The organism is Fictibacillus sp. S7 (genome assembly GCF_004127935.1).
Classification (GTDB): Bacteria; Bacillota; Bacilli; order Bacillales; family Fictibacillaceae; genus Fictibacillus_C; species Fictibacillus_C enclensis.
This window is the reverse complement of the sequence record NZ_QJKL01000001.1, coordinates 1,952,822-1,977,691: the sequence shown is the minus strand read 5'-3', so window position 1 is coordinate 1,977,691 and position 24,870 is coordinate 1,952,822. Positions and strand designations below refer to the sequence as shown.

Sequence of the window (24,870 nt, the reverse complement as noted above, 5' to 3'; positions counted from 1 at the left end):
CAGCACGAGCGAAAGGGAGTGGAACTGATGAATCAACCGGTTGTTACCATTGTTGTTCCCTGCTATAACGAAGAAGAAGTCCTGGGTGAAACAACAAAGCAATTAACCTATTTGCTGGAAGATCTGGAAACAGAGAAATGGATTCATCCTCAAAGCAGAATCTTGTTTGTTGATGATGGGAGCAAAGACGGAACATGGGAATTGATTGAAAAAGAAAGTTTAGTGAATGGGTTTGTTACAGGATTGAAATTGTCCCGTAATGCCGGTCATCAGAATGCGTTGTTAGCCGGACTCATGGAGGCGAAGGAAATCTCCGACTGTGTGATATCGATTGATGCAGATTTGCAGGATGATATCCTGGTGATCCGTGATTTTATTTTAAAATATAAAGAAGGATGCGAAATTGTTTACGGCGTTCGTAAAAAACGGGACACTGATACCTTTTTCAAACGGGTAACCGCTAATGGATTTTACGGTTTCATGAATAAAATAGGCATTGATCTTATTCCTAACCATGCAGACTTCCGGCTGATGAGCAAACGGGCACTTGACGAGCTATGCCGCTATGAAGAAAGCAACCTCTTTTTAAGAGGGATTATTCCGCTGATTGGGATGAAAACAGCCAAAGTTTATTATGACCGGAAAGAACGCCTGGCAGGGGAGACGAAGTACCCGTTAAAAAAGATGCTGGCATTTGCTGCCGATGGAATCACCTCGTTCAGTATCACGCCCATTCGTTTTGTTACCGTGATTGGCTTTATGGCGGTTTGTCTCAGTATGCTTACAGGAGCATACACATTGGTGCATAAAGTAATGGGGAATGCAGCAGCCGGATGGTCTTCACTAATGATCTCCATCTGGTTCATTGGCGGTCTGCAGCTGATGGGAATTGGGGTTATCGGTGAGTATATCGGGAAAATCTTTACTGAAGTAAAAAGGCGTCCGAAATATTCAATTGAAACAAGTCTCAATTTGAATAATGTAGGAAATCAACCGAAAGAAAGGGAAAAAAATGAACTACCAGTGGTTTCAAGATATTAATAATTTGTCCGTTTCTCATCCTGTATTGGATAGTTTTATGATTTTTTTAAGCCAAAAGGCGCTTTATCTCTATGCCCTTGTTCTTTTGGTCCTGTGGTTTACAAATGATTCATATAAAAGATTAGCAATCTATTCAGGAATAACTGGAATTTTGGGGCTGATCGCAAACTATATCATCACACTTCTTTATTATGAACCAAGGCCATTTGTCAGCCATCATGTGCATTTGCTGTTCAAACATGCGGCGGATGCTTCGTTTCCGAGTGACCATACCACAGGTGCGTTTGCTTTATCGTTTGCCGTATTCTTAAGCCACAAAAAGCTTGGAAGTGCAATGCTGGCGGTAGCGGCGTTAACAGGATTATCACGTGTTTGGACAGGACAGCATTATCCTTTTGATGTTGCTGGAAGTATAGTAGTCGCGGGAATCATCAGTATCCTTGTTTATCTGCTGTCCCCTGTTTTTGATCCGTTTGTAAACGTCATTCTTCGTAAATACAATCAAGTTCAATCTACAGTAAAGCAGGCCATTTGGAGCAAATAGCCTGCCGAATACCCTTTCCTTCCTATGGATGAATCGCTAAAATAGGAAAGAAAGGGTTTTTTTAGTATTCAAGAAAGGGAAATTAAGTGTAGGTAAAGAGCAGAGCGGGTAGAATGAAAATGAAATCTATACATAACGCATGACACTTTTGATGAGAGAGAGGATCCAATGGGAAGGTTATTCAAATTATTAAAAAACGGTAACAAATCTGCTTTTTTGGCGGCGATTGTGAACACCATTATTGCGATTATAAAAGGCGGCACCTATATTTACACTGGGAACGTAGCCATGTTTGCTGAAACCATGCACAGCCTGGGGGATGCGGCCAATCAATTTTTTGTATTTATTGGTTCTGCATTAAGCAAAAGAGGTGCGACGAACCGCTTTCCAAATGGATTTGGCAGACTGGTTCATCTGGTTCTGCTTGGAGCCGTTATTATTGTAGGCATTATGTCTTTTGAAACGATCAAGGAAGGTTTTTCACATATTTTTCACCCGACAGAATCCACCGGTTTTGTGATAAATGTTGCCGTACTTTGTGCTGCTGTTGTGCTTGAGGGATTTGTTCTCTTTAAGGCCATGAGGGAGATTATGCATGACGTTGGCGACACAACAAGCGGTTTTGCGGTGTTCTTTAAAAGCTTCGGTCACCTGCCAAAAGCCAAACCGGCCACCAAGCTTGTCTTTATGGAAGATCTTGTTGCGACAGCGGGAGGGATCCTGGCAATCGTCGCCATCGTTATTTCCCATTTTACCCCCTTTCATCAGGCGGAAGGAATTGCTTCTATTATTATTGGTCTCATGATGTTCTTTGTTGTAGGCAAAGTGTTTCTCGATAATGCGGCAGGTGTCCTTGGGGAAGCCGATGAAGAGATGGAAGACAAAATCGGGGAACTCGTTTTGCGTGACCCTGAAGTAAAAGATGTGGTGGAAGTCGTAGTTATCAAAGAAGGTGAGGAACTCCACGTAGAGCTTGAAGTAGAAGTGGATCCTGCACTGACCGTTGCCCAGGCCGACGATATTAAAGATCGGCTGGAAGAAAAGATCCTGCAGGAAAAAGGCGTCACCGATGTCACCATCGAATTTGATGAAGATGACGGCGTACAGCGGTGGGAAAAGCAAAACCCTACAGAGAAATCGGAAGAATAAGCTACATTTTATTAAAAACAAGGGAATTCCGCAGAGGAAATTCCCTTTTTTTATATGTTTACAGAGAAATACAGGCCAAAAGCGGAAGTTGCTGTCCAGAATCGTCAGGTTACTGGCCGTTTTAAACATTTACTGTCCGGCAGGCTTAAAACATGCCAGGCGGGTAGTAGTAAGGATAAAACACCTGTTGAGCTTGCTGTCCTTGTTGCTGTTGACCACCGGGCATACCGGGGAAAAGTCCAGGGAATTGAGGCATCTGCTGCTGTCCGCTCTGCCCCTGCTGTGATTGTCCGCCTTGCTGTCCCTGTTGCTGTTGACCACCGGGCATACCGGGGAAGAGCCCAGGGAATTGAGGCATCTGCTGCTGCCCGCCCTGTCCCTGCTGTGATTGTCCGCCTTGCTGTCCCTGTTGCTGTTGACCACCAGGCATACCGGGGAAAAGCCCAGGAAGCTGAGGCATCTGCTGCTGCCCGCCCTGTCCCTGCGGGAGAAAGCCATGAAAACCAGGTGCCTGCTGGCCTCCGCCCTGGCCGGGGAGTTGAGGAAACATTCGTGGGTTCGAATGCTGCCCATAATATTCATTCATCCAAAAACCTCCTTATTTGCATACAAAATATCCTATTCTTCCTTGCCACACTTGGACACTGATTCCAAAGGCACAGAAGAAAACAGGGCATTGGCCTCAAGAAAGAAAGGGTTCAATTTACGAAAAGGGGGAATTTTCAGAAAGAGGGGAAATTTGTAAGGGGTTTGCACTAGTTAATAAAAGGGAGATGGCATTGTGAAGAAAATAGTAGCCAGTATGGTAATTGTTCTTTTGGCCTGGGGAATTTCCTTTTCTACCGCATCTGCCTCAGCACCCGGGTTTCATCATCCGTCAGACTGGGATAAAAACTCGATTTTACGTAAAGATGCCCGTGGTGTTGAAGTTAAAAACATGCAGTACATCATTAATGTTCTTCGATTTTACACTGACTCCTCCGTCATTGATTCGGATGGAATCTTCGGTCCGAAAACCGAAGCTGCCGTAAAAAAATATCAAAAAACGCATAACTTAATGGTTGACGGCGTTGTGGGTCCTAGAACGTGGGACAGCTTCTCTCAATATATTGAAAAAAGAGGAACCAACACGTACGGAGCAGGCGGTTATATGGCGCTAAGGATTCATTGGAAGTACGACAGCAGCAATTTCTATGCCCCATCTAAGGCATACATTTATGGTAACGGCGATACATTAACCGATTCGTATCGCTTATATGCCAATTAAGGGAAGGGTACATCCCCGACATATTTTCCTTCACTTTAGAGATCTATGACTCTACAAGGTGTTATCTATAAAAAGAGCTCTTCTTTCCCATTCGAAGGAATGGCTCTTATTCTTTTTTTACTAGCGTGAGGGGCTTCACAATTTTTCAAATGTTGATGTAAGGTTTGCACGTTACATACCTCCAGTAAAACAATCTGCAAGGTAATTGAAAGCTATGATGTCTCTATTTGTAGAGCGCCCATTTGGTGCTTTTACAAAAAATAGCCACCCCCAGCATCTCATGCTAAAGGCGGCTCAGTTCATTTCTCTTCCTCGTTTTCCGTTACAATTCCAAGTTCTTCTGCATCCTCAATCCGGTAACTGAGCAAAACGTACTGATAGGTACCAACTTTGTTCGCTTCTTCTTCAGAAGAATAAGAGCGTTCCGGCCAGTCATAGTCTTTTTTATCCTTTTTACCAAGTGCTTTCATGATGACAGGAAAGGATTCACGCCACTCTTTGGTGGTCATGCGGTCACTGGAGGAATTGATGGTAACATGATACGGCATTTCATTGCGTACTACGCCATGTTTCTTTTCTTCCCTCAGCTTGGCGAGCGATTTTTCATATAACTTCAATGCCGGTTCGATGAGCCGGTACGTAAGTGAAAGAGCGACTTCAGGCTGTTCAGCCTGGGCCTGCAGATCTCCACGGTATAATACATCATTCATATTGATAGTTTGATAATATTTTTCTACCAGATTCCCCAGTTGCTTTGTTTCAGCCACTTCCAAAAGCTCGGCATCCTCAAGCTTTTTTACATGGTAATAAAGCCTTGAAGGATGTTCGTTCAACTCAGCAGCCAGCTGTTTAACGGTAATCGGCTGTTCGGAAGCGAGATGAAGGATTCTCAGGCGTCTTGGATCCGAAAAAATTTTCATTAAATCGATTGACTGTGTTTTCCATTGTGCCACGTTGTATCCCACCTAAACATTGTGTTACTAAAAAGAATACCACAATTTAAAGGATGTACGTGATTAATCGATGGTGCGGATGGTTTTGCTTCTCCAAAGAACAGTGAGGACAAACACGGTAAGGGCAATGCTTGAGTACAAAATAATCATGTCGATTGGAAGTCCGCTAGAGAGCAGAGCAGAAACAAGGGCAAAGGAAAGCGGTATAAATCCCATGGAGGCAGTTGACATCAAACTCTGAACTCTTCCCATCATCCGTTTCTCTGTCATTTCCTGAACCAGAGAAGGAGCAATAATATTGGAAATGGACAAGCAGACGCCGGCAAGTGACAAAAGAATAATTCCATGCCAAAGGGCGGTCATCTGGCTCAGAAAGATATTTAAGAAAGAAAGGACGGCAATCAGTGAAAGGCTGATGATCGGCCGTTTTCTTTTGATATTCAAGATCCCGGTAAGAAAGGCACCAGCGACCATTCCAAGAGCGAGCGAGCTTTCCAAATAGCTGAGAGACAGAACATCCCCTTTCAAATGCTGATCCACCATCAAAGGAAGACCGATATTCAGAGGCCCGACAAGAAGCAAATTAACGAAAATGGAGGTGGCCATGGTGAGCAGCAGGTAGGGTGCCGTCTTGACGTAAACAATTCCTTCCTTAAGCTGCCGGAACACCGGTTCTTTCTGCTTATTGTCAGTTGATGGATGATCAGGATAACCGATTTGTCCGATTAGAATGCTGCTGCAGAAAAGTAAAACAGAAGTACAAACAAAGACACCGAAAAACGAGCCGAACTTAATCATAAAACCTGCAATGACCGGCCCAGTCAATAATGAAAGCTGATTGGTCGTTTGCACGAGAGAGTTGGCACGGACGATCTGTTCTTTTTTTACAAGGGTGGGAAGCATAGACTGGTTAGCCGGCCAGAAAAAAGCGTCGAGAACTCCAAAAAGAAGAGCAAAAACACCAAGGAGATAGAGGTTCATACTGCTGTTCAGGATGAGCAGGGCCAATCCAAGGACCAAAAGTCCCCTGGTTGAATTTGTGATCATAATCACGTGAGAACGTTTTAATCTGTCAGCCATTACTCCTCCAACCGACATGAGCAAAACGCGGGGTATGGTGGTTAGCATCATAATAATCCCAAGCTTGGAAGGAGATTTTAGTGCTTGAAGAACAAACCATGTTTCTGAGATTAAATAGATCGAGAAGGACAACCCTGTAAATATACTGGCTATCCATAAAAATAAAAATTGCCGGTTGGAGAGAAGGCCTCCAAATTTTTGTTTTCTTACCGTCTTTGGTTCATGTGCCAAACTGGTCCCCATCATAATTCTCCTTCCAATCAAAATAACATTTTTCGTTAAAATTTATTTTAATGGTAAAAAACATTTTAGTGAAGGAAAATCGTTCGACAAAATTTAGAAAGGAATTCAGTGAGGGAACAGAGAAGTTGCTTTTGTAATGAAATATCAGAGAACAGAGGGAAAGCAAATGAAGAACTGGAAAACAATCATGGTCCCCACAGAGCGGGGCGTATTTGAAGTGTTCAGTAAGGGGAGGGGCGCGCCGCTTTGTGTGTCCCATCTTTATTCGGAATTCAATGAAACGGGAGACCGTTTTGCGGACATGTTCACAGAGTCGCATCAGGTGTTTTTGATTAACTTAAGAGAAGCGGGAAGGTCTGAAAAGGCGCACGAACCGCATCAGCTAAGCATGAGCGAAACGGTGCTTGATCTTGAAGCTGTAAGAGACGAACTCGGGTATCCGACATGGCATTTTGCCGGACATTCTACAGGAGGAATGCTAGGACTCGTGTATGGGATACGACATTCCAAATCCCTTGAATCCTTGATCATAGCCAGTGCTGCAGCAAGAGAGTATGCGTCCTCCTCCCCTTTTTGCATTTATCATCCAGACCATCCGAAATTTGAAAACATGCAGTCGCTAATCGAGCAGTTAAAAACAAATCTATCTGCGGAAGAAAGAAACGATATATCCAGGGAACGGGCAAAATTATCACTACATGAGCCTGGAAGACATGATGAGTATTTTGCAGGGGAAGTCCATAAATCCATGGCCGCGCGCCGGATGGAGTTTTTCTCAAGGGAGATTCTCCTTTTTGATGTAACAAGGCAGCTGCATAAAATCAGTACCCGAACGCTTATCGCATGCGGACAGCACGATGTTCAGTGTCCGATCGGTTTTTCTGAAGAAATGGCGGAACTTATTCCCGATGTGCAGCTGGCTGCTTTTGATAACAGCAATCATTATCCTTTTTTGGAGGAGAAAAAAGCCTTCCAAAACGTGATCAACAAGTTCTATCAACATATGACAGTGGGGGAAGACAGATGAAAGTGATTGACGGAACCCCTGAATATATTCTTATTGAACCGACAGAAGGGATGTTGGACATTAACGAGTGGAAAAAGGGCATCTCAACCATCATCCGAAAAGCTGAAAAAGGGAAAGTCAAAAGAGTAGGCGTAACGCTTCACCGTAACCGAGACCATTATGAATCTTGCTCCGATTACTTGATTTCTTCGGGTTTTGAGCATTATGCATCCAAAGTGAATGTATATCGGGACTTGAAAGAAATGGAAAGCTTTCATCCCTACACCTGGAGAACGCTTGAGGACAGGGGGACGACAGAGAAGGCGTTTATGGAGGTGTGGAGAATGTGCAGGCAGGGATCGGATAATGCAGCATCAACCTTGTCGATGGAGCAGCATCTTCAGTCAGTTAAGCAGGAGCTTGGCAGCGGATGGAAATATTCCTGCAGGATTTTTTATAAAGACCATCAGCCAATCGGAATCGCCATTCCCCATATTGAACCGGGTACAACAAATGAAGGGCGGTTGTTTTACTTTGGGGTCTTTCCCAGTGCCCGGTCAAAAGGAACAGGAAGCACACTGCACAGGCAGGTGCTGGGATGCCTAAAAGAAATGGGTGCAGAATATTATATCGGAAGCACTCATCTCAACAATGAAAAAATGCAACGCGTGTTTGAAAAAAACGGCTGTCACATACATGCCTATACGGAAAGCTATTATAAATATTTTTAAAAAACAGCCCTCCATAAAAGTTGGGCTGCTGTATGTTAATCGGCAGGGTGGCTTTTTAACTGGATACCTTTGATTGTGTTCAGGGCAGCAAGGCCATCGCTTGGACAACCGATTGACTGTTCCATCGGCATCAGAGAAAAGAATACATAATAAAACGAGAAGTACGTGAATTGGTAAAAGAAAAGATTCGCCTCGAAGATGCCTTTCTGTAAAGCCAAACAAAGCTGCCATCTCCCTTATCATGTTACATGTTTTAACTTTTTTCCTAAAATGGTTCATAGCAAACATGTTATTTCATCCATATGAAAAAAGCCCGGCAGAACAGCTGCCGGGCTTTTGCACATTTATTAACCTTGGAATAGTGCCGAATGAAGAACTTCATTGGCAGCCGAAATAATATTGAACATAAATGCGCCCCACCAAAGCATGCGGCCGCGGGAGGATACTTTGCTCCATCTTGCACCATTGCCATGCTCTTTAAAGTAAATAAGGGCTGCTACTGCCGTAATATTAAAGAAAATCATGCTCCACCGGGCAACAGCCATGTACGCCGGGCTGACCAATCCGCCAGCAAGAAGCAATCCGTTGATTAGAAACAGCATATAGAAAAATGGAAGACTTTTCATGTCATCACTCTCTCCAATTGATGATCAAATCCTCATTTATTCTATCATCCTTACCTTCAATTTGGAACGGGTTTGTGCAATGGTTAACAATGTTGACACAATTAATGGAGAGAGGGAGTATTCACCTTTTTTTCTGAGGAAGATTGATCACATCGGAAGAGGAAACGATGACCATAATGCTTCCACCGTATGCTTTTGCACGGATCAGGATGGGCTGATTATAACGGTTCTGAAAACGGAAGTCAGGACCGTACCAGCTTACCGTTGCATCCCGTCCTTTAGGAACATAGGGAACTCTGCGGGTATGGGAATACCGTTGAACAATGTGGAGTCCGGCACGGTCCACAGCATTAAAAAGGGTAGAAGAAACCTGGCAGATGCCGCCGCCTACTCCTTCCGACAGTTCGCCCCGGATAATCACCGGTGCACGCATATACCCTTTTTCCTTTGTTCGGTTTCCAACAACCCTATTAAAAGAAAAGGTTTCCCCGGGAAAAACAACATGATTATCAATGGCGTTGGCGGCCAATGAAATATTATGAATCCGTGAGGTATTGGAGCGGTTAAAGTAGGTCACATACTGGCCGAGGTGATTGGTTCTTATGTTTCCGAGCAGCTCACTATCCACTCGTGGATGGACCGTCAGGCTTGGAATTTCTATCTTTGAGGGTCCTTTACTAAAGAACTTTGCATAAAATTTTTCCTTGAACGCCTCCCGATAAAGCTTCGAACCATTTTGCCCAGAAGATATTCCACCAGTATCATTGATCCGTGCATTGATAGGCGGCCGGTACACCTGTCCTTCCAGCTTGTCCGTAAAGACCTTAAGCTTTTCGGTATCAAGAACAGGGGTCCCAGGAAGCGGCACCGTGAAATCCTTGCGCTGTATGATGGCGATTGTCTGGCCTTGCTGAACGAGTGAGATGCTGTCCGGCGTGTTGACAGGAACCGGCTGCACAAGCAGAAGCATACCCGTTAACCAAGAAAGTAACATAGTCGAAAACCTCCCACCAATTAGTATGATAAGGGCAACTTTTATTTATGTAAGAGATAAACAGAAGGAAGAAATTGAAAGTAGGAAAATTATCATTTTAAAAAGTTTTAATCTGTTTTTTCAGAAAGTTGTTGACATTCAAATGCATACCTGTTTTAATTACAAGTAATCCGATAAGGATTCCCTTTTATCAAAAACTACATACTCTATCTTATTAAGAGAGGTGGAGGGAATTGGCCCTATGAAACCTCGGCAGCGGACTCTTTTCAATTGAAGAGAACTGTGCCAAATCCAACAAGCCGCAAGCTTGGATGATAAGAGAAGCATGAACCGTACTTCTTCTTTACGTCCTTCTGGCACGTTGGAAGGAGTTTTTTTATGTTTTTTCTATAAAGGGAATTTGAACTACTGTACAGATTCTCTAATAAAGTCGACCGGACAACCGGAGACCATTTTGTTTATTAAAATGGCTCCGGTTGTTTTTATTTTGAACAGCTTTATTTAAAAGAGGAGGATGGGGCGAGTGGCATTATTACAGGTCAATGAGGTTGAAAAAAGCTTTGAAACCGTCAATGGCAAGGTTAAAGCGCTGGAAAAAATCCAGCTTGATGTGGAGAAAGGGGAATTTATTACGGTAATCGGGCCGAGCGGGTGCGGGAAAAGCACCCTTTTAAAAATCGTGGCTGGGCTGGATACGGCCCATGAAGGTTCAGTTTTGCTGGATAACCGGAAAGTGACTGGACCGAGCATTGAAAAAGGATTTATTTTTCAGGAACCGCGGCTGTTTCCCTGGCTCACCGCTGAGAAAAATATAGCCGCCAATTTGCCAGTTAAGAACAAGGAGACAAAGGAAAGCGTAAAACAGCTCATCGAACTGGTCCGTTTGAAAGGGTTTGAAAACGCCTATCCAAAAGAGCTCTCCGGCGGGATGGCACAGCGGGTAGCCATTGCAAGAGCCCTTCTTCGAAATCCGAAGGTGCTGCTGCTAGATGAACCGTTCGGAGCGCTTGATGCATTTACCCGCTCTCATATGCAAGAGGTCCTGCTCGATATTTGGCAGAACAACCGTACGATCATGCTTTTTGTAACCCATGATATTGACGAAGCGATCTACCTGGCCACCAGGGTTGTCATCATGAATCCGAGGCCGGGGACCATCCGGGAAGTGATTCCGGTTGACCTTCCATATCCGAGAAAGAAAACTGATGCGTCTTTTCAGGAAATCCGCCAGCGTGTGCTGAGTGAATTTGAAAAAGTAGAAGAACACCAGGCAGCAGCGATTTGATTTAAAAGGAGATGAAAAAATGAGCAATCAAACTGGAGTATTAACGCGATCAGGTGTTGAACACCCCCCATCGGTAAAGGAAACGACTGGTAAAAGAAATCGTAAAAAGTTACCTTTGTTCAATTGGATGCGGGGGCTTGCACTTCCTGTTCTTGTCGTTCTGATTTGGGAAGCTGCTGGTGCCTATGGATTGATTTCGGCTACATTGCTTCCAAGGCCCAGCGAAATCCTGGTGGCATTTAAAGATTTAATCGTTTCGGGCGAATTATACGCTCACTTTAAAATCAGTCTTTTCCGGGCGATTCTGGGATTCTTGCTTGGCGGCGGGCTGGGACTTCTTGCAGGGCTGGCTGTAGGTTTTTCAAGCAAAACCGAACTAACATTGGATCCCACGCTGCAGATGATCAGAACCATCCCCTCCTTGGCGGTGATCCCATTGTTTATCCTTTGGTTTGGCTTTGGCGAATTATCCAAAATCCTTCTCATTTCAAAAGCTGCCTTTTTCCCTTTGTATGTTAACGCGTTTCTTGGAATTCGCGGAGTGGATTCAAAACTGTTTGATGTTGCAAAAGTGCTCGAGTTCAGTAAATGGAAGCAGATTACAACGCTTATCCTGCCAGCCGCCTTGCCAAACATTCTTCTTGGCCTGAGGCTGTCATTAGGAGCCGCCTGGCTGGCATTGGTAGCGGCTGAGCTTATGGGTTCCAGTGAAGGGATCGGCTACTTGATCATGGATGCGCGCCAGTTTTCCCAGACGTCCATTGTTTTTGTAGGGATTATTATTTTCGCTGTATTTGGCAAAGCATCGGATTCATTGGTGAGATATTTCGAGAAGAGACTTCTGAAATGGCGTGACAGCTTTATCGGATGATTTGAAAAATAGTGATGGAGGTGCTTTAACATGGTTCAAACAAAAAGACAGCTGCATCTTAATTTATTCCTGACGGGAATGGGACATCATGAGGCTTCCTGGAGACATCCCGGTTCAGAAACAGGCAATAACCTAAAGCTTTCCCATTATGTAAAATTTGCTAAAAAAGCAGAGGAAGCCAAGTTCGATTCATTATTTCTGGCAGATCGATATGCCGTATCACGACAAGGTGCTAAATACGGTCTGCAGGGAGGCATCGAACCGCTTACACTGCTGTCTGCCCTCGCCGCTGTAACAGAAAACATTGGATTAATCGCCACGGTTTCAACCAGCTTTAATGAACCTTATAACGTGGCCAGACGATTTGCTTCACTCGATCATATAAGCAATGGCAGGGCGGGATGGAATATCATCACCTCTGGAACAGATGGAGAAGCCCAGAATTTCCATTTCAAAAAGATTCCTTCCCATGGTCTCCGATATGAAAAGGCCCGTGAGTTTCTGGAAGTCACAAGCAAGTTATGGGACAGCTGGGAGGATGACGCAATAATTGCAGATCAGGAAGCAGGAATTTTTGCGGATGATCAAAAAGTTCATGAAATCCACCATAAGGGGAAATTTTTCGCCGTTCGGGGCCCGCTGAATATCCCTCGTTCGCCACAAGGAAGGCCGGTCCTTGTCCAGGCAGGATCTTCAGCCGATGGGATTGATTTTGCAGGACAGTATGCCGAGGCAGTGTTCACAGCCCAGCAAACATTGGAGGATGCACAGCGCTTTTATCAGGAAATAAAAGCCCGTGCCACTGCATTTGGACGGTCGCCTGAATCGGTCAAGGTCCTGCCGGGAATATGCCCGATCATAGGAAAAACAGAAGAAGAAGCCAGAGAAAAAGAAGCACAGCTTCATCATTATACCAATACAGAGTTCAGTCTTCATCAACTGTCAAACCGAGTCGGCGTGGATCTATCAGCCTATCCGCTGGATGGACCGCTGCCTCCGCTTCCTGCAACGGATGGGCATCAAAGCAGAACAAAGCTGATTCAGGAGCTCGCACTTCGTGAAAATCTTTCGATCAAACAGCTTCTGCTTCGTCTGGCTGGTGGAAGGGGCCACTACACCATTGCGGGCACACCAACCCAAGTCGCCGATCTATTGGAGAAATGGTTCGAAAACAAAGCAGCAGACGGATTTAATATTATGCCGCAATTAATGAGAGAAGGGCTTGATGACTTTATCACCTATGTCATTCCGATCCTTCAGGAAAGAGGTTTGTTTCGAAAAGAATACGCCGGAACACTCTTAAGGGAACACCTCGGGCTGAAACGGCCGGATACAGATACGATCAATCTTTCGGCACATGCATGACAAAAAGTGGGATAGGGAGAGGAGAAAAAAGAATGAAACTCAAAAAGAAAACGATAGCAGCAGCACTTATGGCGCTTTTAACGATGATGATTGTGCTTTCAGGATGCAGCAGTGAGAAAAAAACGAACGCCGAACAAAAAGGGGATGTAACGGTTAATATCGGTGTGCAGGGCAGTACGGGGGTACTGCCTTATGCAAGGGACACCAAAGCCTTTGAGAAAGCCTTTGAAAAAGAGGGTGTGAAAGTCAAATGGAGCGAGTTCGCGAGCGGACCGCCGCACTTTGAAGCACTGGCTTCCGGACGGCTGGACTTTGGTGCCACAGGTGGAACCCCATTGATCGCCGGACAGTCGGGCAATGTGGATTTTAAAGCGATCGCCGTAACCACGGATGGAAAAAAGGGAAATTCGATCATCATTCCTAAAGAAAGCAAAATCAAAGAGCTAAAGGATTTAAAAGGCAAGAAGATAGCCGTCGCGAAAGGAAGCAGCGCCTATAATTTCCTTTATATGGCACTCGACCAGGCGGGACTGTCCGACAAAGATATTAAAGTTGTTCAGCTGCAGCCCGATGAAGCACGACCCGCGCTTGATAATGGTTCAGTCGATGCCTGGTCCACTTGGGAACCTTATGCCACAACAGCCATTTTTCAAACGGGTGCAAAATCCCTGGCTGACGGAGAGGACCTGAATATTAATGCGCCGAGCTTTCTTGTTGCCAGAACCCAATTTACGAAAGACCACCCGGACTTAACGGTGTTGTTTTTGAAAACCTATGAGAGAGTTATGAAGCAATTTATTGATCATCCGGACAAAGTATCTTCCGATATTGCCAAAAAGGAAAAACTTGACCCCAAGATCGTCAGTACCGTTTTAAAGCGGTCGAACTTAATCCTTTCTCCAACAACTCCGGAGTTTGCGAAAGCCCATCAGGAACAGGCAGATTTCCTTTATAAAGCAGGAGGGATAAAGACAAAGCTTGATACTTCAAAAGTCATTGAAAACAAGTTTATTGAAAAAGCGTTAGAGAATAAATAACCCACAACAGGTATCGGAGGGATAAAAATGGGTGAAGCATCATTAAAAGAATGGCATAAACCACAAAATTTTTTAGCGTCAGCTACCAAAGAACAGCTGTATCTTGTCAATTTGACCGACCTGGAGTTCAGCGGGGTCTGCAGAGAACGGTACGGTGTGAATAAAGGGCTGTATAACACGATAGAGGACTACTTTTCAAAGCAGGGAATCCGCAATATCCTCTACAGGAGGCTGTATATACTGGAATTTTTAAATGATGTCCAAAGCAGGTATACCGAAGGCAAACGTTCGCATCTGACATTTGGCACAGGAGGGCTTGCCAGAGCGCTGCAAACCTTTTTTATCAACAGGAAAAGAAATGCTTCACTAAAACCATTGAAAAAAAAGGAGGAGTTGTAATGGCTGATATTGTTACGATTTCAGGAAGTCCATCGGTAACGTCAAGGACGGGAATTGTCCTTCACCATTTAAGTGAGCTGGCGCAAAAAGCAGGCCTGGAAACTGAATCCTATTCAGTGCTGGATATTCCTCCGGAGGATCTGGTGCTGGGGAACTTTAACAGCCCGGCCCTTAAGGCAATTGAAAAGAGTGTAAAGCAGGCAAAAGCGGTGATTATCGGAACACCGGTTTATAAGGCCGCCTATTCCGGAGTTCTCAAATCCCTTTTGGATTTGCTGCCGCGTGACATTCTTACCGGCAAAAGCGTGCTGCCTATCGCCACCGGCGGGTCGGCTGCCCATTTGCTCAGCATTGATTATGCGCTTAAACCGGTTCTGTATGCAATCGGTGCAAGAAACATATTAAACGGTGTCTATTTAATTGATCAGCAGCTGCAACACAACATTGGGTCAGATGTCAGATTTGATCCCGAAATCGAAAACCGGCTCTTTGTGTCACTGAATGAGCTGATTGATGAGGTCAAGAAAGACATCTATATTAGAGAATTGGAACTCGATTCCGCTAAAGGCAGGGGGACAGGTGCATGAACGTTTACTGGTTTTTGCCCACACATGGAGACAGCAGGTATTTAGGAACATCAAAGGGAGGGAGGCCGATTACGCTTTCCTATCTCCGCCAGATTGCGCAAGCAGTGGATGGCCTGGGATTTAAGGGGGCGCTTCTTCCTACCGGACATTCATGCGAAGATGCCTGGATCACCGCCTCTTCATTAATACAGGCAACAGATAAAATGAAGTTTCTGGTGGCTGTAAGACCAGGATTGATTTCTCCTTCATTGGCAGCCCGGATGACTTCTACGTTTGACAGATTATCAAATGGCAGACTATTGATCAACGTGGTGACAGGCGGTGATCCGGTGGAGCTTGCGGGCGACGGGCTCCATTTGTCCCATAGCGACCGCTACCGGCTGACCGATGAGTTTCTGGAGGTCTGGAGAAAAGAGCTGGCTGGTGAAAAGGTCGACTTTGAGGGGGAACATCTGAAAATTAAAGGAGCCAAGGTGTTACTGCCTTCGCAGCAAAAACCATATCCCCCGCTTTATTTTGGCGGTTCATCGGATGCAGCGCTGGAAGTAGCGGCTAAGCATATTGATGTCTATCTGACATGGGGCGAGCCTCCTGAGCAGGTGAAAGAGAAGGTTGAGAGAGTCAGAAAACTCGCAGCAGCTCAGGGCAGGACTGTCAGCTTCGGAATCCGTCTTCATGTCATTGTAAGAGAAACTGTGGAAGAAGCCTGGGCAGCTGCAGACTCATTGATTCAATATGTGGATGAGGAAACGATTGCCGCCTCGCAAAAAATATTTTCAAGATATGATTCCGTAGGGCAAAAGCGAATGGCATCGCTTCATAACGGAAAAATTGAATCTCTGGAGATTAGCCCCAATCTCTGGGCCGGAATCGGTCTGGTTCGGGGAGGAGCAGGTACCGCCCTTGTCGGTGATCCGGATACTGTTGCCGAACGAATGAAAGAATACCAGTCCCTTGGCATCGATCATTTCATTTTTTCCGGATACCCTCATTTGGAAGAAGCCTATCGGGTAGCGGAACTGCTGTTTCCCAGATTGCCTCTCAACCATGGAGCACAACAAGAAAACACCGCTGCTCACCCGGTAGGAGAATTTGTCGCCAACACTTATTTGCCGTTAAAAAGCAAAGCAGAATGACAAGTTAGATAAGCAGAAACAGAACTCAGACAAAAACACATATTCTTTATGAGTTTTTGCTGCTTACATAAACATCACAACGTTTTTTAATTAATATTGACTTGGAAGGTCTATTTCTATATATTATTTTTAATCGTTTAAATTTTCTGTCTTCTGAGGTATCACAACCTCTTCCTATTCGCAAAAAGCTGTAGGAAGAGGTTTTTATTCAAAAATAAATCCGAGTAAACCGATAAGAGATAAACAATAACGTAAACTGCCCATTGGAAAACCGAAGGCACCCTGTCCAAACCAATACATGAATGGGAATGAAGAAGGGAGTAGGTTTTGATGTCAGCATTATTGATTGTAGGCGGAGATCATCTTGGCAAAATAAAAAAGAGGCTCGAGCACGAAGGTGTAGAGGAAATTATACATGTAAGCGGGAGAAAGGCAAGAATGTCACAAAAGGAAATACCAAGCCATGTGGATCTTGTGTTGGTACTGACGGACTATATTAATCATGAATTTTCGACGGCCATCAAGAAAAAAGCGAATAAGCAAGCAATTCCGGTATGCTATTCGAAACGAGCATGGTGTTCGATCCATCAGTCTCTCGAGAAAGCCGATCTTCTTAAACATAAAAAAAAGACTAGAATAAAAATAGCCTGCCAATAAGGCAGGCTGTTAGTCAGTTGAATCTATTTTCACAATCTCAAGCTGGAAGGGGACACATTCTTCCAGCTGTTCTTTGATACGCTCTGCTTCTTCCCAGGATAAAGGCGCATTGCTGTCCGGCAGTGTATCAAGACTGAACGTCCAGCGTCCGCTGGTTTCGATAATTTTATACTCTTTCATTGAATTTTCCCCTTTCTATTTTATAATTCAGTCCGTAAACTAATAATGGGTCTATGTATTATTTCTACATACCCTCTTTATTCCCCTTTTAGTATTGATTTGAAAGATTTGTCATAAGGGGATAATATTAGTTTATATTACATATACATCAATGATGCATCTCGATGGGAAACTTTGGGGATGGGGAGGATGTATATGGCTGTCAGACCACCAATTCTGCAAAGAGGGGACACCATCGGAATTGTGACGCTTGGAAGCCCGTTGGAGCCTGCAAGAATAAATGAAGGCATAAAAACCCTTCGGGGCCTTGGATTCAATACAGTGCTTGGCAAAAACGTGTATACGAGCACGGGCTTTTTGGCAGGAACCGACCAGCAGCGAGCTGCTGATTTGATGGCGATGTTTTCCAATAAAAACGTGAAAATGATTCTCCCTACACGTGGAGGGGTGGGAGTAGCGGGGATCCTTCCGTATTTGAACTTTAATGTCATTCGTCAAAATCCCAAGATTGTATCTGGATACAGCGATATCACGATCCTGCTTAATGTTCTGTACCAGTACGCGGATTTGATTTCTTTCCAAAGCCTGTTGCTCCTCGACTTTAATCTGGAAACTCCGCCATATAATTATAATCAGTTTTTTTTGGCAACCTCCACCTTTCAATCTCCCCGGCAGATTATAAATCCCCCTGGTATCCCTCAAATCAGCCGAGTGCGCGGAAATGTGACCGGAGAGGTGGTTGGGGGCAATCTGACTTCGTTTGTTGATAATTTGGGAACACCCTTTGAGATTGATACAACAGGGAAGATTCTAATCATTGAAGAAACTCATGAGCCGATCAATACCGTTTACCGGTATTTGAACCACCTTAAAATCGCCGGTAAATTTGCAGATTGTGCGGGAATTGTGATGGGGGAATGCACCTCATGTGAACCTGCTTATGGAGTCACCTATGAGCAGTTAATCCGAGAGGTCATGATTCCCCTTGGAAAGCCTCTCATGACTAATGTAACAACGGCCCATGGTTACTATAAAGCAGCGATTCCGATTGGTGCCAGAGCCAATCTGGATACGGTGAACAACCGGTTTACCATTCTTGAGCCTTCAGTTGGCAATGCGTAAAGAAAAAACCAATCGTAAAAACCGTTAAAATCAACGGTATCAGCGGTTGGTTTTTAGTTTTGGGAGCCATTCCTTAAGGTCCCATATGTCGAAAATCTTTTTCATGCCCGGTTGATTTGGCGATTTCATAAAGGAGGTTGTTAAATTTTTCGCAATCAAGTCCAAATAGAAAATCCTTTTCATACCCTTTAGTCGTATAAACTGCAAATTCCCATATCGCATCATAATCTCTTGGATTGGCTGATTTAGCAATCAAATCAAGCACACTTAAAATTTGGATTCCGACAATCACGTTATCCTCGGAATAATGACGGATGTATCCAAGGCCGTTATACAGATAATAGCTAAAATCTTTTTCTTGAAGAATGACGCGCAAGTGTCCGTCCACATCCACCAGATAAGGATTCAGATTACCTACACAGGAAATGTAGGATAGCAGTTCTCCAAGTTGATTGATGGCATTAGAGGCAGTCTTTGGGTCATAATTTCCTACAGAACGGATGGCAACCTCAACCAGTTTATTAATGCTAAACTCCATGTCCTGCACTTCCGTCTGCCGTTTTCCAAAGCTGAAAAGTGCCAAATATTTGGGTATGTCAATCTCCGCATCTTCTTTCGACCAGTATGAAAGAATGGGGGTGGAGCTAAAAACATAATCTCCAATGGTATATTCCAGTTTGATGATGATGTCATCTTTTTTTGCTTCTTCCATGATTTCAACAAAGTCAATCAACTGTATATAACCGGATCTGTTAGATGAGATCTGCTTTCCTTCCCGTTTTGTCAGCCGTTCAACATATTCCTTAAGTGGCGCTGTATCTTTTACCTTATAAGGATCAATCTCATTCTGAAGCGACCCCTTCACGATGGACATGGATTCTTTTTTCATTTCGTATGTCATTTTGTTCACCTGAAGCCAGGCTACTGCATGATTGATGAAAAAGATAAACGTTCCCATGGACAAGGAGGCGAGTAGAACCGCCACCAGCGGGACGGTGAAAAAGTGATGAGCAAAGTGTTTGTTTAAAACCAGAAAGGAAAACAGCATGTAGAAAAAGCTGCCCGTGAATATTCCCAGGATCCGCTGTGTCGCTTTGCTCGCTATAAAGTTTTTTAATATCCTCGGTGAAAATTGGCCGGAAAAGGTTGTAAATACGACAAGAATCAAGTTGAAGGTAAATGTAGTCAATGTCAGGGTTGCTGCAGTTAGTGTACTGACGAGTGCTTGCGTAAGATCATAATCTACTGCGAAAATGTCCCACATTCTTTCGCCAGTTTGAAATTTATAATCTGCCGTGTAGGAAAGGGCGAGCAATACAAACGAGAAGACGATATACAAAACGGGTGTGAACCATAGGTTCGTCTGGAGCTGGTGTGACAATTCCCTCTCTGAAAGCTGGGTGTATCTTCTTAAGTATTTATCAAGTAACCTGAATCTTGCCATTCAACACACTCCTATGGGATAAATGTCCCGGTTTTCTTTTGTAATCGATACGGAAACGAAAAAACTATGTCTTTCGTTATGTATAGCAGCTATTGAACCCTAGTACACTTTTACCTTTATTGATAGTTTTTACACTCCCAATTTATGTAATGCACACTTGGTATTTTGGCAAGATGGCTATTAAAGGGTAAAATAGAGGGTACAAGAAAACATTATTTTATTTTTAATGAGTTAGCTTGAAAGAAGAAGAGAAGGGAAAGGAGGTTTAATTGGCCCCTCTCTGCAAAAGGGTAAACCCCTAGAAAGAAAGGGAAGCAATCGATATTTATGTATGTAGGAGCACATCTCAAGGTGTACATTTTGCTATTTCTTACAAACAACACACGTTTAGAAAGGACTAGACTATGAATAAAAAGTTATCATCTTTTCTTGGGGGAAGCGGTGAAGCTTCCAAAAAGAGTGATCAAATTCAGAACCGGGAGAGCTGGTTGAAGGTTATTGTAATCGGAGCTTTTGCACTTTTACTTTTTTATAAGATTGCAACCTCGCCTTTCGTTTTCCGCTTCTCAGACTTTATCTCTCTGTTTGCTTCACTTTTTGCGTTAACCATTTCCGTTATGTACTATAAAAAATTCAACGATCTTGTCCGGAAGCTTGAAGAACGTACGACTGATACGGAACGAATGGAAGAACCAGCAGTGGCAGCTCTTCCTGAAGGTATTGTAAACAAAAACGAGGAAGAACCGGCTGTAGAAACTGTTTTTCTGGAAGAAGGAGAACAACTTCCACAAAAAGACGATGAAGCTGAAGATCCTCCCACGGATAATAAACAATCGGTGGAGGTTCAGGCGGAGCAAGCAGAAGAAAGACAGGAAGCCCTTCACAACCCGGAAGGCGACGCTTCGGATGCCGAGAAGGAAACTCTTGAATCCATTGAAAAAGCAGACGCTCAGCCTGTAGCGGAACCTGAACCATTATTCGAAACAAATGAACCGGATGCCGAGGAAGTAAAAGAAGATTCAGCGGTCAATCGCACTGAGCAAGAAGATTCGGTCAATGACTGGACGTATTATGAGCCAAGTGAAGAAGATATGAAAACACAGATGTTGAAAGAAGAAGAATTGAAACAAATCGAGATGGACAAGACCCAGATTTATCAGCAGCTGTACACGAGGGCCAATCTGAATGAAGAGGAAAGAAAGTTCTATCAGGAACAGCTTCAGGAAAAAGAAAAACAGGCTACCAATCTGAAGCAGGAATTGATTCAGTTCACGAACCGGATTTCTCAGGCCATCAACCGTACACCGCAGCTCTTCCAAAAACGGGATTCACGAATCGAAGGTATTGTACGCCTCCTGACTCCCGAATTTGTCAGCGATTCTTCGTTGGGAGAAATCAATGATAAGCTTGATGAATTGGCAGCTACTATTCCCGAAGAAACACTGAGTTCCCTTCAGCGTGAGGGTTATCTGGATGATCGTTATCACTTTACACGGTCAGGATACAGGGAAGCCATTAACGCCAGCAAATTAATTTAAGGATCAAAAAAGAAGTATCCATTTTCCGGATACTTCTTTTTTCTTTAATTTTTAGTTGGTGGTTCGCATAAAACCAAGGTGCTGCAGGGCGAGATGAAGGCTTGAAAAGGTCTTTATGCCCCTAAACTCGACACCGAGAGCGGTCATTGTAAGGGCAAGCTCTGGGCGCAAACCGCTGATTTTGGTTTCAACACCAATAAGCTCCAATGCCTGAATCACCTGATAAATCTTTTGTGCCACCATCGTATCAATGATCGGTACTCCTGATAAATCCAGAATAAGGTTGTTCAATCCAAGGTCCACCGAACTTTTTAAGGCATTGTCCATGAGGATCTGTGCACGGTTTGTATCAATATCCCCAATCATGGGTAGGATGCCTATTCCGTCCCCAAGAAGAACCACTGGAACGGACAACTCATCAATCTCCTTCTCCGCAGTTCTCAAGTTGGAGATGTATTTTTCCATATAAGACGTACTTACCATTTGTACCGCAGTATCCACAACCAGATCAAATCCGGAAATTAGCTCATAAAACATATCGAGATCCAAGTTTTCGTATTTAGCGGCTTTTTTTATAATCAAACCGATTTCGTTTCGGTAAAAATGAACCTCTTCAATCGCATGATCAAGAGGAATATTCAATGAAACAAAAATATCCGCATAATCCTTGCCCCAGTCTTTCAGTTTTTTAGCTGTAATACTCAAAGGAAGCGGGATGGTTTCCCCATATAATTGGATTAGCTGCAACCGCAAGTGCTGAAGTCGGTCTTTATTATTTCCTGCATGCTTATAGTTAAAATGCTCATCCTCGAGAATGGAATTGGATAATGTTTCTTTTTGTTCTAATATCAGCTCACTGATCTCTTGAAGATAAGTAGTTGGTTCATTTTTGATCATTTTTGACATAACAGACTCCTCCTAAAACCTACGCATAGTCTACCCTATATTGTTCGATCATTTTCCGTTTTTTGTAACGTATTGATGAATGACGCTGTTGGTATGTCTAAACAAGGAGAAAACCCTAAGGACAGAAGTTCTATAAATTATATCAACATTCATATACAATTCATGGTTTCACCTCTTTTTTCCTACAGTTTATCCCTCAAAAGCCCCCATTTTTATCGGGTCTCACACATTGGCCCCCAAAATGCAGTATATCCCTTATACCAATGGTCATGACTGATTAGAAATGCCTCTCACTATTGTCATAAATTGTGTATTTTTTCTCAAAGATTGCGCTTTCATACAAAATTTCCTTAATTAAACTGTAAACGTACAGTGATACGTTACACTGTATAATGAGCCCATCAAATAAAAAGGGAGAGAACAACATGTCAACTATTTCTAAGATTATGGAGCACAATCAAACCTTTGTAAAAGATGAAGTGTACAGAGATTTTGAAACAACAAAATTTCCGGATAAGAAGATGGTCATCTTAACGTGTATGGATACAAGGCTCACAGAACTACTTCCTAAGGCGATCGGATTTTGCAATGGTGATGCCAAAATTATAAAGAATGCCGGAGCTCTTATTTCTCACCCCTTTGGAAGCGTAATGAGGAGTATCCTGGTCGCTATCTATGAACTTGGGGCTGAAGAAGTATGTGTAATCGGCCACAAAGATTGCGGCATGTCCGGGCTCCGCCACGATTCCTTTCTTGATAAGGTAAAGGAAAAGGGAATTGATCAAAACCAGCTGGATTTCTTAAGAAGTGCAGGAATAGACCTTGAAAAGTGGCTGACTGGCTTTGACCGTGTGGAAGATAGTGTGGCACACAGTGTAGCGTTGGTTAGAAATCATCCGCTTCTTTCTGAAGGAATAAAAGTACACGGGCTTGTGATTGACCCTCACACAGGTGGATTGACCACTGTTGAAATACAGGAATCTGTAACTGTACAGCATTAGAAAAATAGAGATAAGAGAAGAGAGGGAGAGATTGAATGGGTCTTGTTAACCGTTTTAAAAGCTATACACTGGCTGATTTGAGAAAAGATCTGGTGGCCGGTTTTATTGTAGGGATTGTGGCCATCCCCCTGGGAATGGCATTCGCCATCGCATCAGGCGTTCGTCCGGAAAATGGATTGTATACTGTTATCATCGCAGGTATATTGATCTCGCTTCTCGGCGGTTCCCGCTATCAAATCGGGGGTCCAACCGGCGCGTTTGTTCCGATACTGCTCGGGATCGTGATGCAATATGGTTTTCAAAATCTCATGATTGCCGGTTTTATGGCTGGAATCATGCTCGTCATCATGGGGCTTTTAAAATGGGGTTCACTCATCAAATATATACCCAGGCCGGTCATTATTGGCTTTACGGCTGGGATTGCTGTCATCATTTTCTCAGGGCAAATTTCTAATTTCCTCGGTCTGAAAGATGTGGAAAAGCATGAAGAATTTCATCTCAACATGATGGCGATCTGGGATAAGATTTCAACATTTAATGGGAAAAGTGTCCTTGTCGCCCTTGTTTGCCTTGCCTTGTTGATTGCTGTTCCAAAAATCACGAGCCAGATCCCGCCGGCCCTTATCGGACTTCTTGGATCGACCTTAATCGGATTTTTGTTTTTTCAGGGTCAGATTCCGACAATTGGTACTGCCTTTGGTGATATTCCAAACAAGCTGCCAGAATTTGAGTTCTTTGATTTATCGCTTGAAAAGATTATCTATCTTCTTCCTCCTGCGATTGCGATCGCCCTTCTTGGCGGGATTGAATCGCTGTTGTCAGCTATGGTGGCAGACGGCATGAAACAAGGCTACAAACATGACAGCAACAAAGAACTGGTGGGACAAGGTATTGCAAATATGGTTGCTCCGCTGTTTGGGGGGATCCCGGCAACAGGTGCCATTGCAAGAACCGCCACTAACATTAGAAACGGAGCAATTTCCAAAGTCTCGGGCGTTTTTCACGGGGTTGTGGTGCTCCTCGTACTGCTGCTATTTGCGCCTTATGCTTCACTAATTCCTCTCGCGAGCATGGCTCCCATCTTAATGGTTGTCGCCTGGAATATGAGTGAAAAAAAGCAGTTCATGCATGTGCTGAAAACAAAAACAATGGATTCCGTCATTTTGTTGACCACCTTTTTGCTGACGGTATTCACCGACCTGGCTACAGCGGTTATTGCAGGATTGCTTCTTGCTTTTGTCATTTTTATTACGCGGATGAGCCGTGCTCTTCACATTAAGAAGGGAAAAACAGCACTTACCCACTTGTCGGAGGATGAGAAGGAAGGTATTGAAGTTATTACACTGAATGGACCGCTCTTTTTTGGTTCAACCGATGTGCTTGAAGAATCAGTCAGTGCGAAACAAAAAGAAAAGGTTGTCATCCTTAAGCTGCAGGATGTACCCTATATCGATACCAGTGCCGAGGCTGCCTTGTTGAACATCGTGAAGAAGGTGAACAGACAGAATGGAGAGCTGCTGATTGTGGGACTTCAGCCTGAGCCGAAGCAATTGCTGGAGAGGACAGGACTGACGCACGAAATCGGGCACCACCGGTTCTTTGAACGGATGGAAGAGGCACTGGGCACCGCAAAACAACTGATGAAAACAAAAGTATCTAGCCAAATCTCCTGACAGTTCACCGTCTTTTCCACTGATATGGAAAAGGC

The 24,870-nt window shown here is 43.9% G+C and carries 27 protein-coding genes and 1 riboswitch; of the genes, 19 read left to right on the top strand and 8 right to left on the bottom strand.

Annotated features, from left to right (window positions below):
* Positions 1-27 precede the first annotated feature (27 nt).
* From DMO16_RS10120 to DMO16_RS10100, 5 genes are all read left to right on the top strand, one after another.
* A complete protein-coding gene (locus DMO16_RS10120) occupies positions 28-1,041 on the top strand; it encodes a glycosyltransferase family 2 protein (RefSeq protein ID WP_129477216.1) in 1,014 nt (337 codons plus the stop codon).
* Positions 1,013-1,585: an undecaprenyl-diphosphatase gene (locus tag DMO16_RS10115; protein WP_129477214.1), complete on the top strand. Its 573-nt coding sequence runs from the start codon at positions 1,013-1,015 to the stop codon at positions 1,583-1,585. The genes DMO16_RS10120 and DMO16_RS10115 overlap by 29 nt, the downstream gene beginning before the upstream one ends.
* 168 nt (positions 1,586-1,753) lie before the next feature.
* A complete protein-coding gene (locus tag DMO16_RS10110; RefSeq protein WP_061967782.1) occupies positions 1,754-2,734 on the top strand; it encodes a cation diffusion facilitator family transporter in 981 nt (326 codons plus the stop codon).
* Positions 2,735-2,788: 54 nt separating this feature from the next.
* Positions 2,789-3,382 (top strand): hypothetical protein, encoded by a 594-nt coding sequence (locus DMO16_RS24245; protein ID WP_164988896.1) that lies wholly within the window; start codon positions 2,789-2,791, stop codon positions 3,380-3,382.
* Between the two features lie 133 nt (positions 3,383-3,515).
* Positions 3,516-4,001 (top strand): peptidoglycan-binding domain-containing protein, encoded by a 486-nt coding sequence (locus tag DMO16_RS10100; RefSeq protein ID WP_206738087.1) that lies wholly within the window; start codon positions 3,516-3,518, stop codon positions 3,999-4,001.
* Positions 4,002-4,300: 299 nt separating this feature from the next.
* On the opposite strand, the gene DMO16_RS10095 is transcribed toward DMO16_RS10100, so the two are convergent.
* Positions 4,301-4,954, bottom strand: coding sequence for an ArsR/SmtB family transcription factor (locus tag DMO16_RS10095; RefSeq protein ID WP_241840526.1), 654 nt, complete (start codon positions 4,952-4,954; stop codon positions 4,301-4,303).
* A 63-nt stretch (positions 4,955-5,017) separates the two neighbouring features.
* Positions 5,018-6,277 (bottom strand): MFS transporter, encoded by a 1,260-nt coding sequence (locus DMO16_RS10090; RefSeq protein WP_164988895.1) that lies wholly within the window; start codon positions 6,275-6,277, stop codon positions 5,018-5,020.
* Positions 6,278-6,413: 136 nt separating this feature from the next.
* Between DMO16_RS10090 and DMO16_RS10085 the strand changes: the two genes are divergently transcribed.
* Positions 6,414-7,304, top strand: coding sequence for an alpha/beta fold hydrolase (locus tag DMO16_RS10085; protein ID WP_241840524.1), 891 nt, complete (start codon positions 6,414-6,416; stop codon positions 7,302-7,304).
* Positions 7,301-8,014 (top strand): GNAT family N-acetyltransferase, encoded by a 714-nt coding sequence (locus tag DMO16_RS10080; protein ID WP_061967793.1) that lies wholly within the window; start codon positions 7,301-7,303, stop codon positions 8,012-8,014. The genes DMO16_RS10085 and DMO16_RS10080 overlap by 4 nt, the downstream gene beginning before the upstream one ends.
* Before the next feature lie 35 nt (positions 8,015-8,049).
* Here the strand turns inward: DMO16_RS10080 and DMO16_RS10075 are convergent, their stop codons facing one another.
* The 3 genes from DMO16_RS10075 to DMO16_RS10065 form a co-directional block, all read right to left on the bottom strand.
* Entirely contained in the window at positions 8,050-8,232 is a 183-nt protein-coding gene (locus DMO16_RS10075; RefSeq protein WP_129477204.1) for a hypothetical protein, read from the bottom strand.
* Positions 8,233-8,361: 129 nt separating this feature from the next.
* Positions 8,362-8,640, bottom strand: coding sequence for a hypothetical protein (locus DMO16_RS10070; protein WP_129477202.1), 279 nt, complete (start codon positions 8,638-8,640; stop codon positions 8,362-8,364).
* Positions 8,641-8,761: 121 nt separating this feature from the next.
* Positions 8,762-9,634, bottom strand: coding sequence for a VanW family protein (locus tag DMO16_RS10065; protein ID WP_129477200.1), 873 nt, complete (start codon positions 9,632-9,634; stop codon positions 8,762-8,764).
* 208 nt (positions 9,635-9,842) lie between these two features.
* Positions 9,843-9,955: riboswitch (SAM riboswitch) on the top strand.
* Between the two features lie 193 nt (positions 9,956-10,148).
* On the opposite strand from DMO16_RS10065, the gene DMO16_RS10060 reads away from it, so the two are divergent.
* The 8 genes from DMO16_RS10060 to DMO16_RS10025 all read left to right on the top strand — a co-directional run bounded on the left by DMO16_RS10060 (position 10,149) and on the right by DMO16_RS10025 (position 16,971).
* Positions 10,149-10,919: an ABC transporter ATP-binding protein gene (locus DMO16_RS10060; RefSeq protein ID WP_129477198.1), complete on the top strand. Its 771-nt coding sequence runs from the start codon at positions 10,149-10,151 to the stop codon at positions 10,917-10,919.
* A 19-nt stretch (positions 10,920-10,938) separates the two neighbouring features.
* A complete protein-coding gene (locus tag DMO16_RS10055; RefSeq protein ID WP_061967804.1) occupies positions 10,939-11,790 on the top strand; it encodes an ABC transporter permease in 852 nt (283 codons plus the stop codon).
* A gap of 30 nt (positions 11,791-11,820) precedes the next feature.
* Positions 11,821-13,155 carry an LLM class flavin-dependent oxidoreductase gene (locus DMO16_RS10050; protein ID WP_129477196.1) on the top strand — a complete coding sequence of 445 codons (1,335 nt, stop codon included), beginning with the start codon at positions 11,821-11,823 and terminating at the stop codon, positions 13,153-13,155.
* A gap of 32 nt (positions 13,156-13,187) precedes the next feature.
* On the top strand, positions 13,188-14,192 hold the full coding sequence (locus DMO16_RS10045) for an aliphatic sulfonate ABC transporter substrate-binding protein (protein ID WP_129477194.1): 1,005 nt from the start codon (positions 13,188-13,190) through the stop codon (positions 14,190-14,192).
* Between the two features lie 27 nt (positions 14,193-14,219).
* Positions 14,220-14,591 (top strand): hypothetical protein, encoded by a 372-nt coding sequence (locus tag DMO16_RS10040; protein ID WP_129477192.1) that lies wholly within the window; start codon positions 14,220-14,222, stop codon positions 14,589-14,591.
* Positions 14,591-15,178, top strand: coding sequence for an NADPH-dependent FMN reductase (gene ssuE / locus DMO16_RS10035; protein WP_129477190.1), 588 nt, complete (start codon positions 14,591-14,593; stop codon positions 15,176-15,178). The genes DMO16_RS10040 and ssuE overlap by 1 nt, the downstream gene beginning before the upstream one ends.
* Complete coding sequence (ssuD, locus tag DMO16_RS10030; RefSeq protein WP_129477188.1) at positions 15,175-16,314, top strand: FMNH2-dependent alkanesulfonate monooxygenase; 1,140 nt, start codon at positions 15,175-15,177, stop codon at positions 16,312-16,314. The genes ssuE and ssuD overlap by 4 nt, the downstream gene beginning before the upstream one ends.
* A 330-nt stretch (positions 16,315-16,644) precedes the next feature.
* The gene (locus DMO16_RS10025) at positions 16,645-16,971 is read left to right on the top strand and encodes a DUF2325 domain-containing protein (protein WP_061967818.1); all 327 of its coding nucleotides are present in this window, start codon (positions 16,645-16,647) and stop codon (positions 16,969-16,971) included.
* Positions 16,972-16,980: 9 nt separating this feature from the next.
* Here DMO16_RS10025 and DMO16_RS24240 read toward each other — a convergent pair whose 3' ends face one another.
* The gene (locus DMO16_RS24240; RefSeq protein WP_164988894.1) at positions 16,981-17,151 is read right to left on the bottom strand and encodes a hypothetical protein; all 171 of its coding nucleotides are present in this window, start codon (positions 17,149-17,151) and stop codon (positions 16,981-16,983) included.
* 195 nt (positions 17,152-17,346) lie between these two features.
* On the opposite strand from DMO16_RS24240, the gene DMO16_RS10020 reads away from it, so the two are divergent.
* Positions 17,347-18,273: a S66 peptidase family protein gene (locus tag DMO16_RS10020; protein WP_061967820.1), complete on the top strand. Its 927-nt coding sequence runs from the start codon at positions 17,347-17,349 to the stop codon at positions 18,271-18,273.
* A gap of 73 nt (positions 18,274-18,346) precedes the next feature.
* On the opposite strand, the gene DMO16_RS10015 is transcribed toward DMO16_RS10020, so the two are convergent.
* Positions 18,347-19,717 carry a DUF2254 domain-containing protein gene (locus tag DMO16_RS10015; RefSeq protein WP_129477185.1) on the bottom strand — a complete coding sequence of 457 codons (1,371 nt, stop codon included), beginning with the start codon at positions 19,715-19,717 and terminating at the stop codon, positions 18,347-18,349.
* A gap of 404 nt (positions 19,718-20,121) precedes the next feature.
* On the opposite strand from DMO16_RS10015, the gene DMO16_RS10010 reads away from it, so the two are divergent.
* On the top strand, positions 20,122-21,255 hold the full coding sequence (locus DMO16_RS10010) for a hypothetical protein (RefSeq protein ID WP_129477183.1): 1,134 nt from the start codon (positions 20,122-20,124) through the stop codon (positions 21,253-21,255).
* A gap of 51 nt (positions 21,256-21,306) precedes the next feature.
* Here the strand turns inward: DMO16_RS10010 and DMO16_RS10005 are convergent, their stop codons facing one another.
* Positions 21,307-22,161, bottom strand: coding sequence for an STAS domain-containing protein (locus DMO16_RS10005; RefSeq protein ID WP_061967826.1), 855 nt, complete (start codon positions 22,159-22,161; stop codon positions 21,307-21,309).
* A 425-nt stretch (positions 22,162-22,586) separates the two neighbouring features.
* Here DMO16_RS10005 and DMO16_RS10000 point away from each other — a divergent pair, with 425 nt between their 5' ends.
* Together DMO16_RS10000 and DMO16_RS09995 are read left to right on the top strand one after the other, a co-directional pair.
* The gene (locus tag DMO16_RS10000; protein WP_129477181.1) at positions 22,587-23,162 is read left to right on the top strand and encodes a beta-class carbonic anhydrase; all 576 of its coding nucleotides are present in this window, start codon (positions 22,587-22,589) and stop codon (positions 23,160-23,162) included.
* A 35-nt stretch (positions 23,163-23,197) separates the two neighbouring features.
* Positions 23,198-24,835 carry a SulP family inorganic anion transporter gene (locus DMO16_RS09995; protein ID WP_129477179.1) on the top strand — a complete coding sequence of 546 codons (1,638 nt, stop codon included), beginning with the start codon at positions 23,198-23,200 and terminating at the stop codon, positions 24,833-24,835.
* Positions 24,836-24,870: the final 35 nt, after the last annotated feature.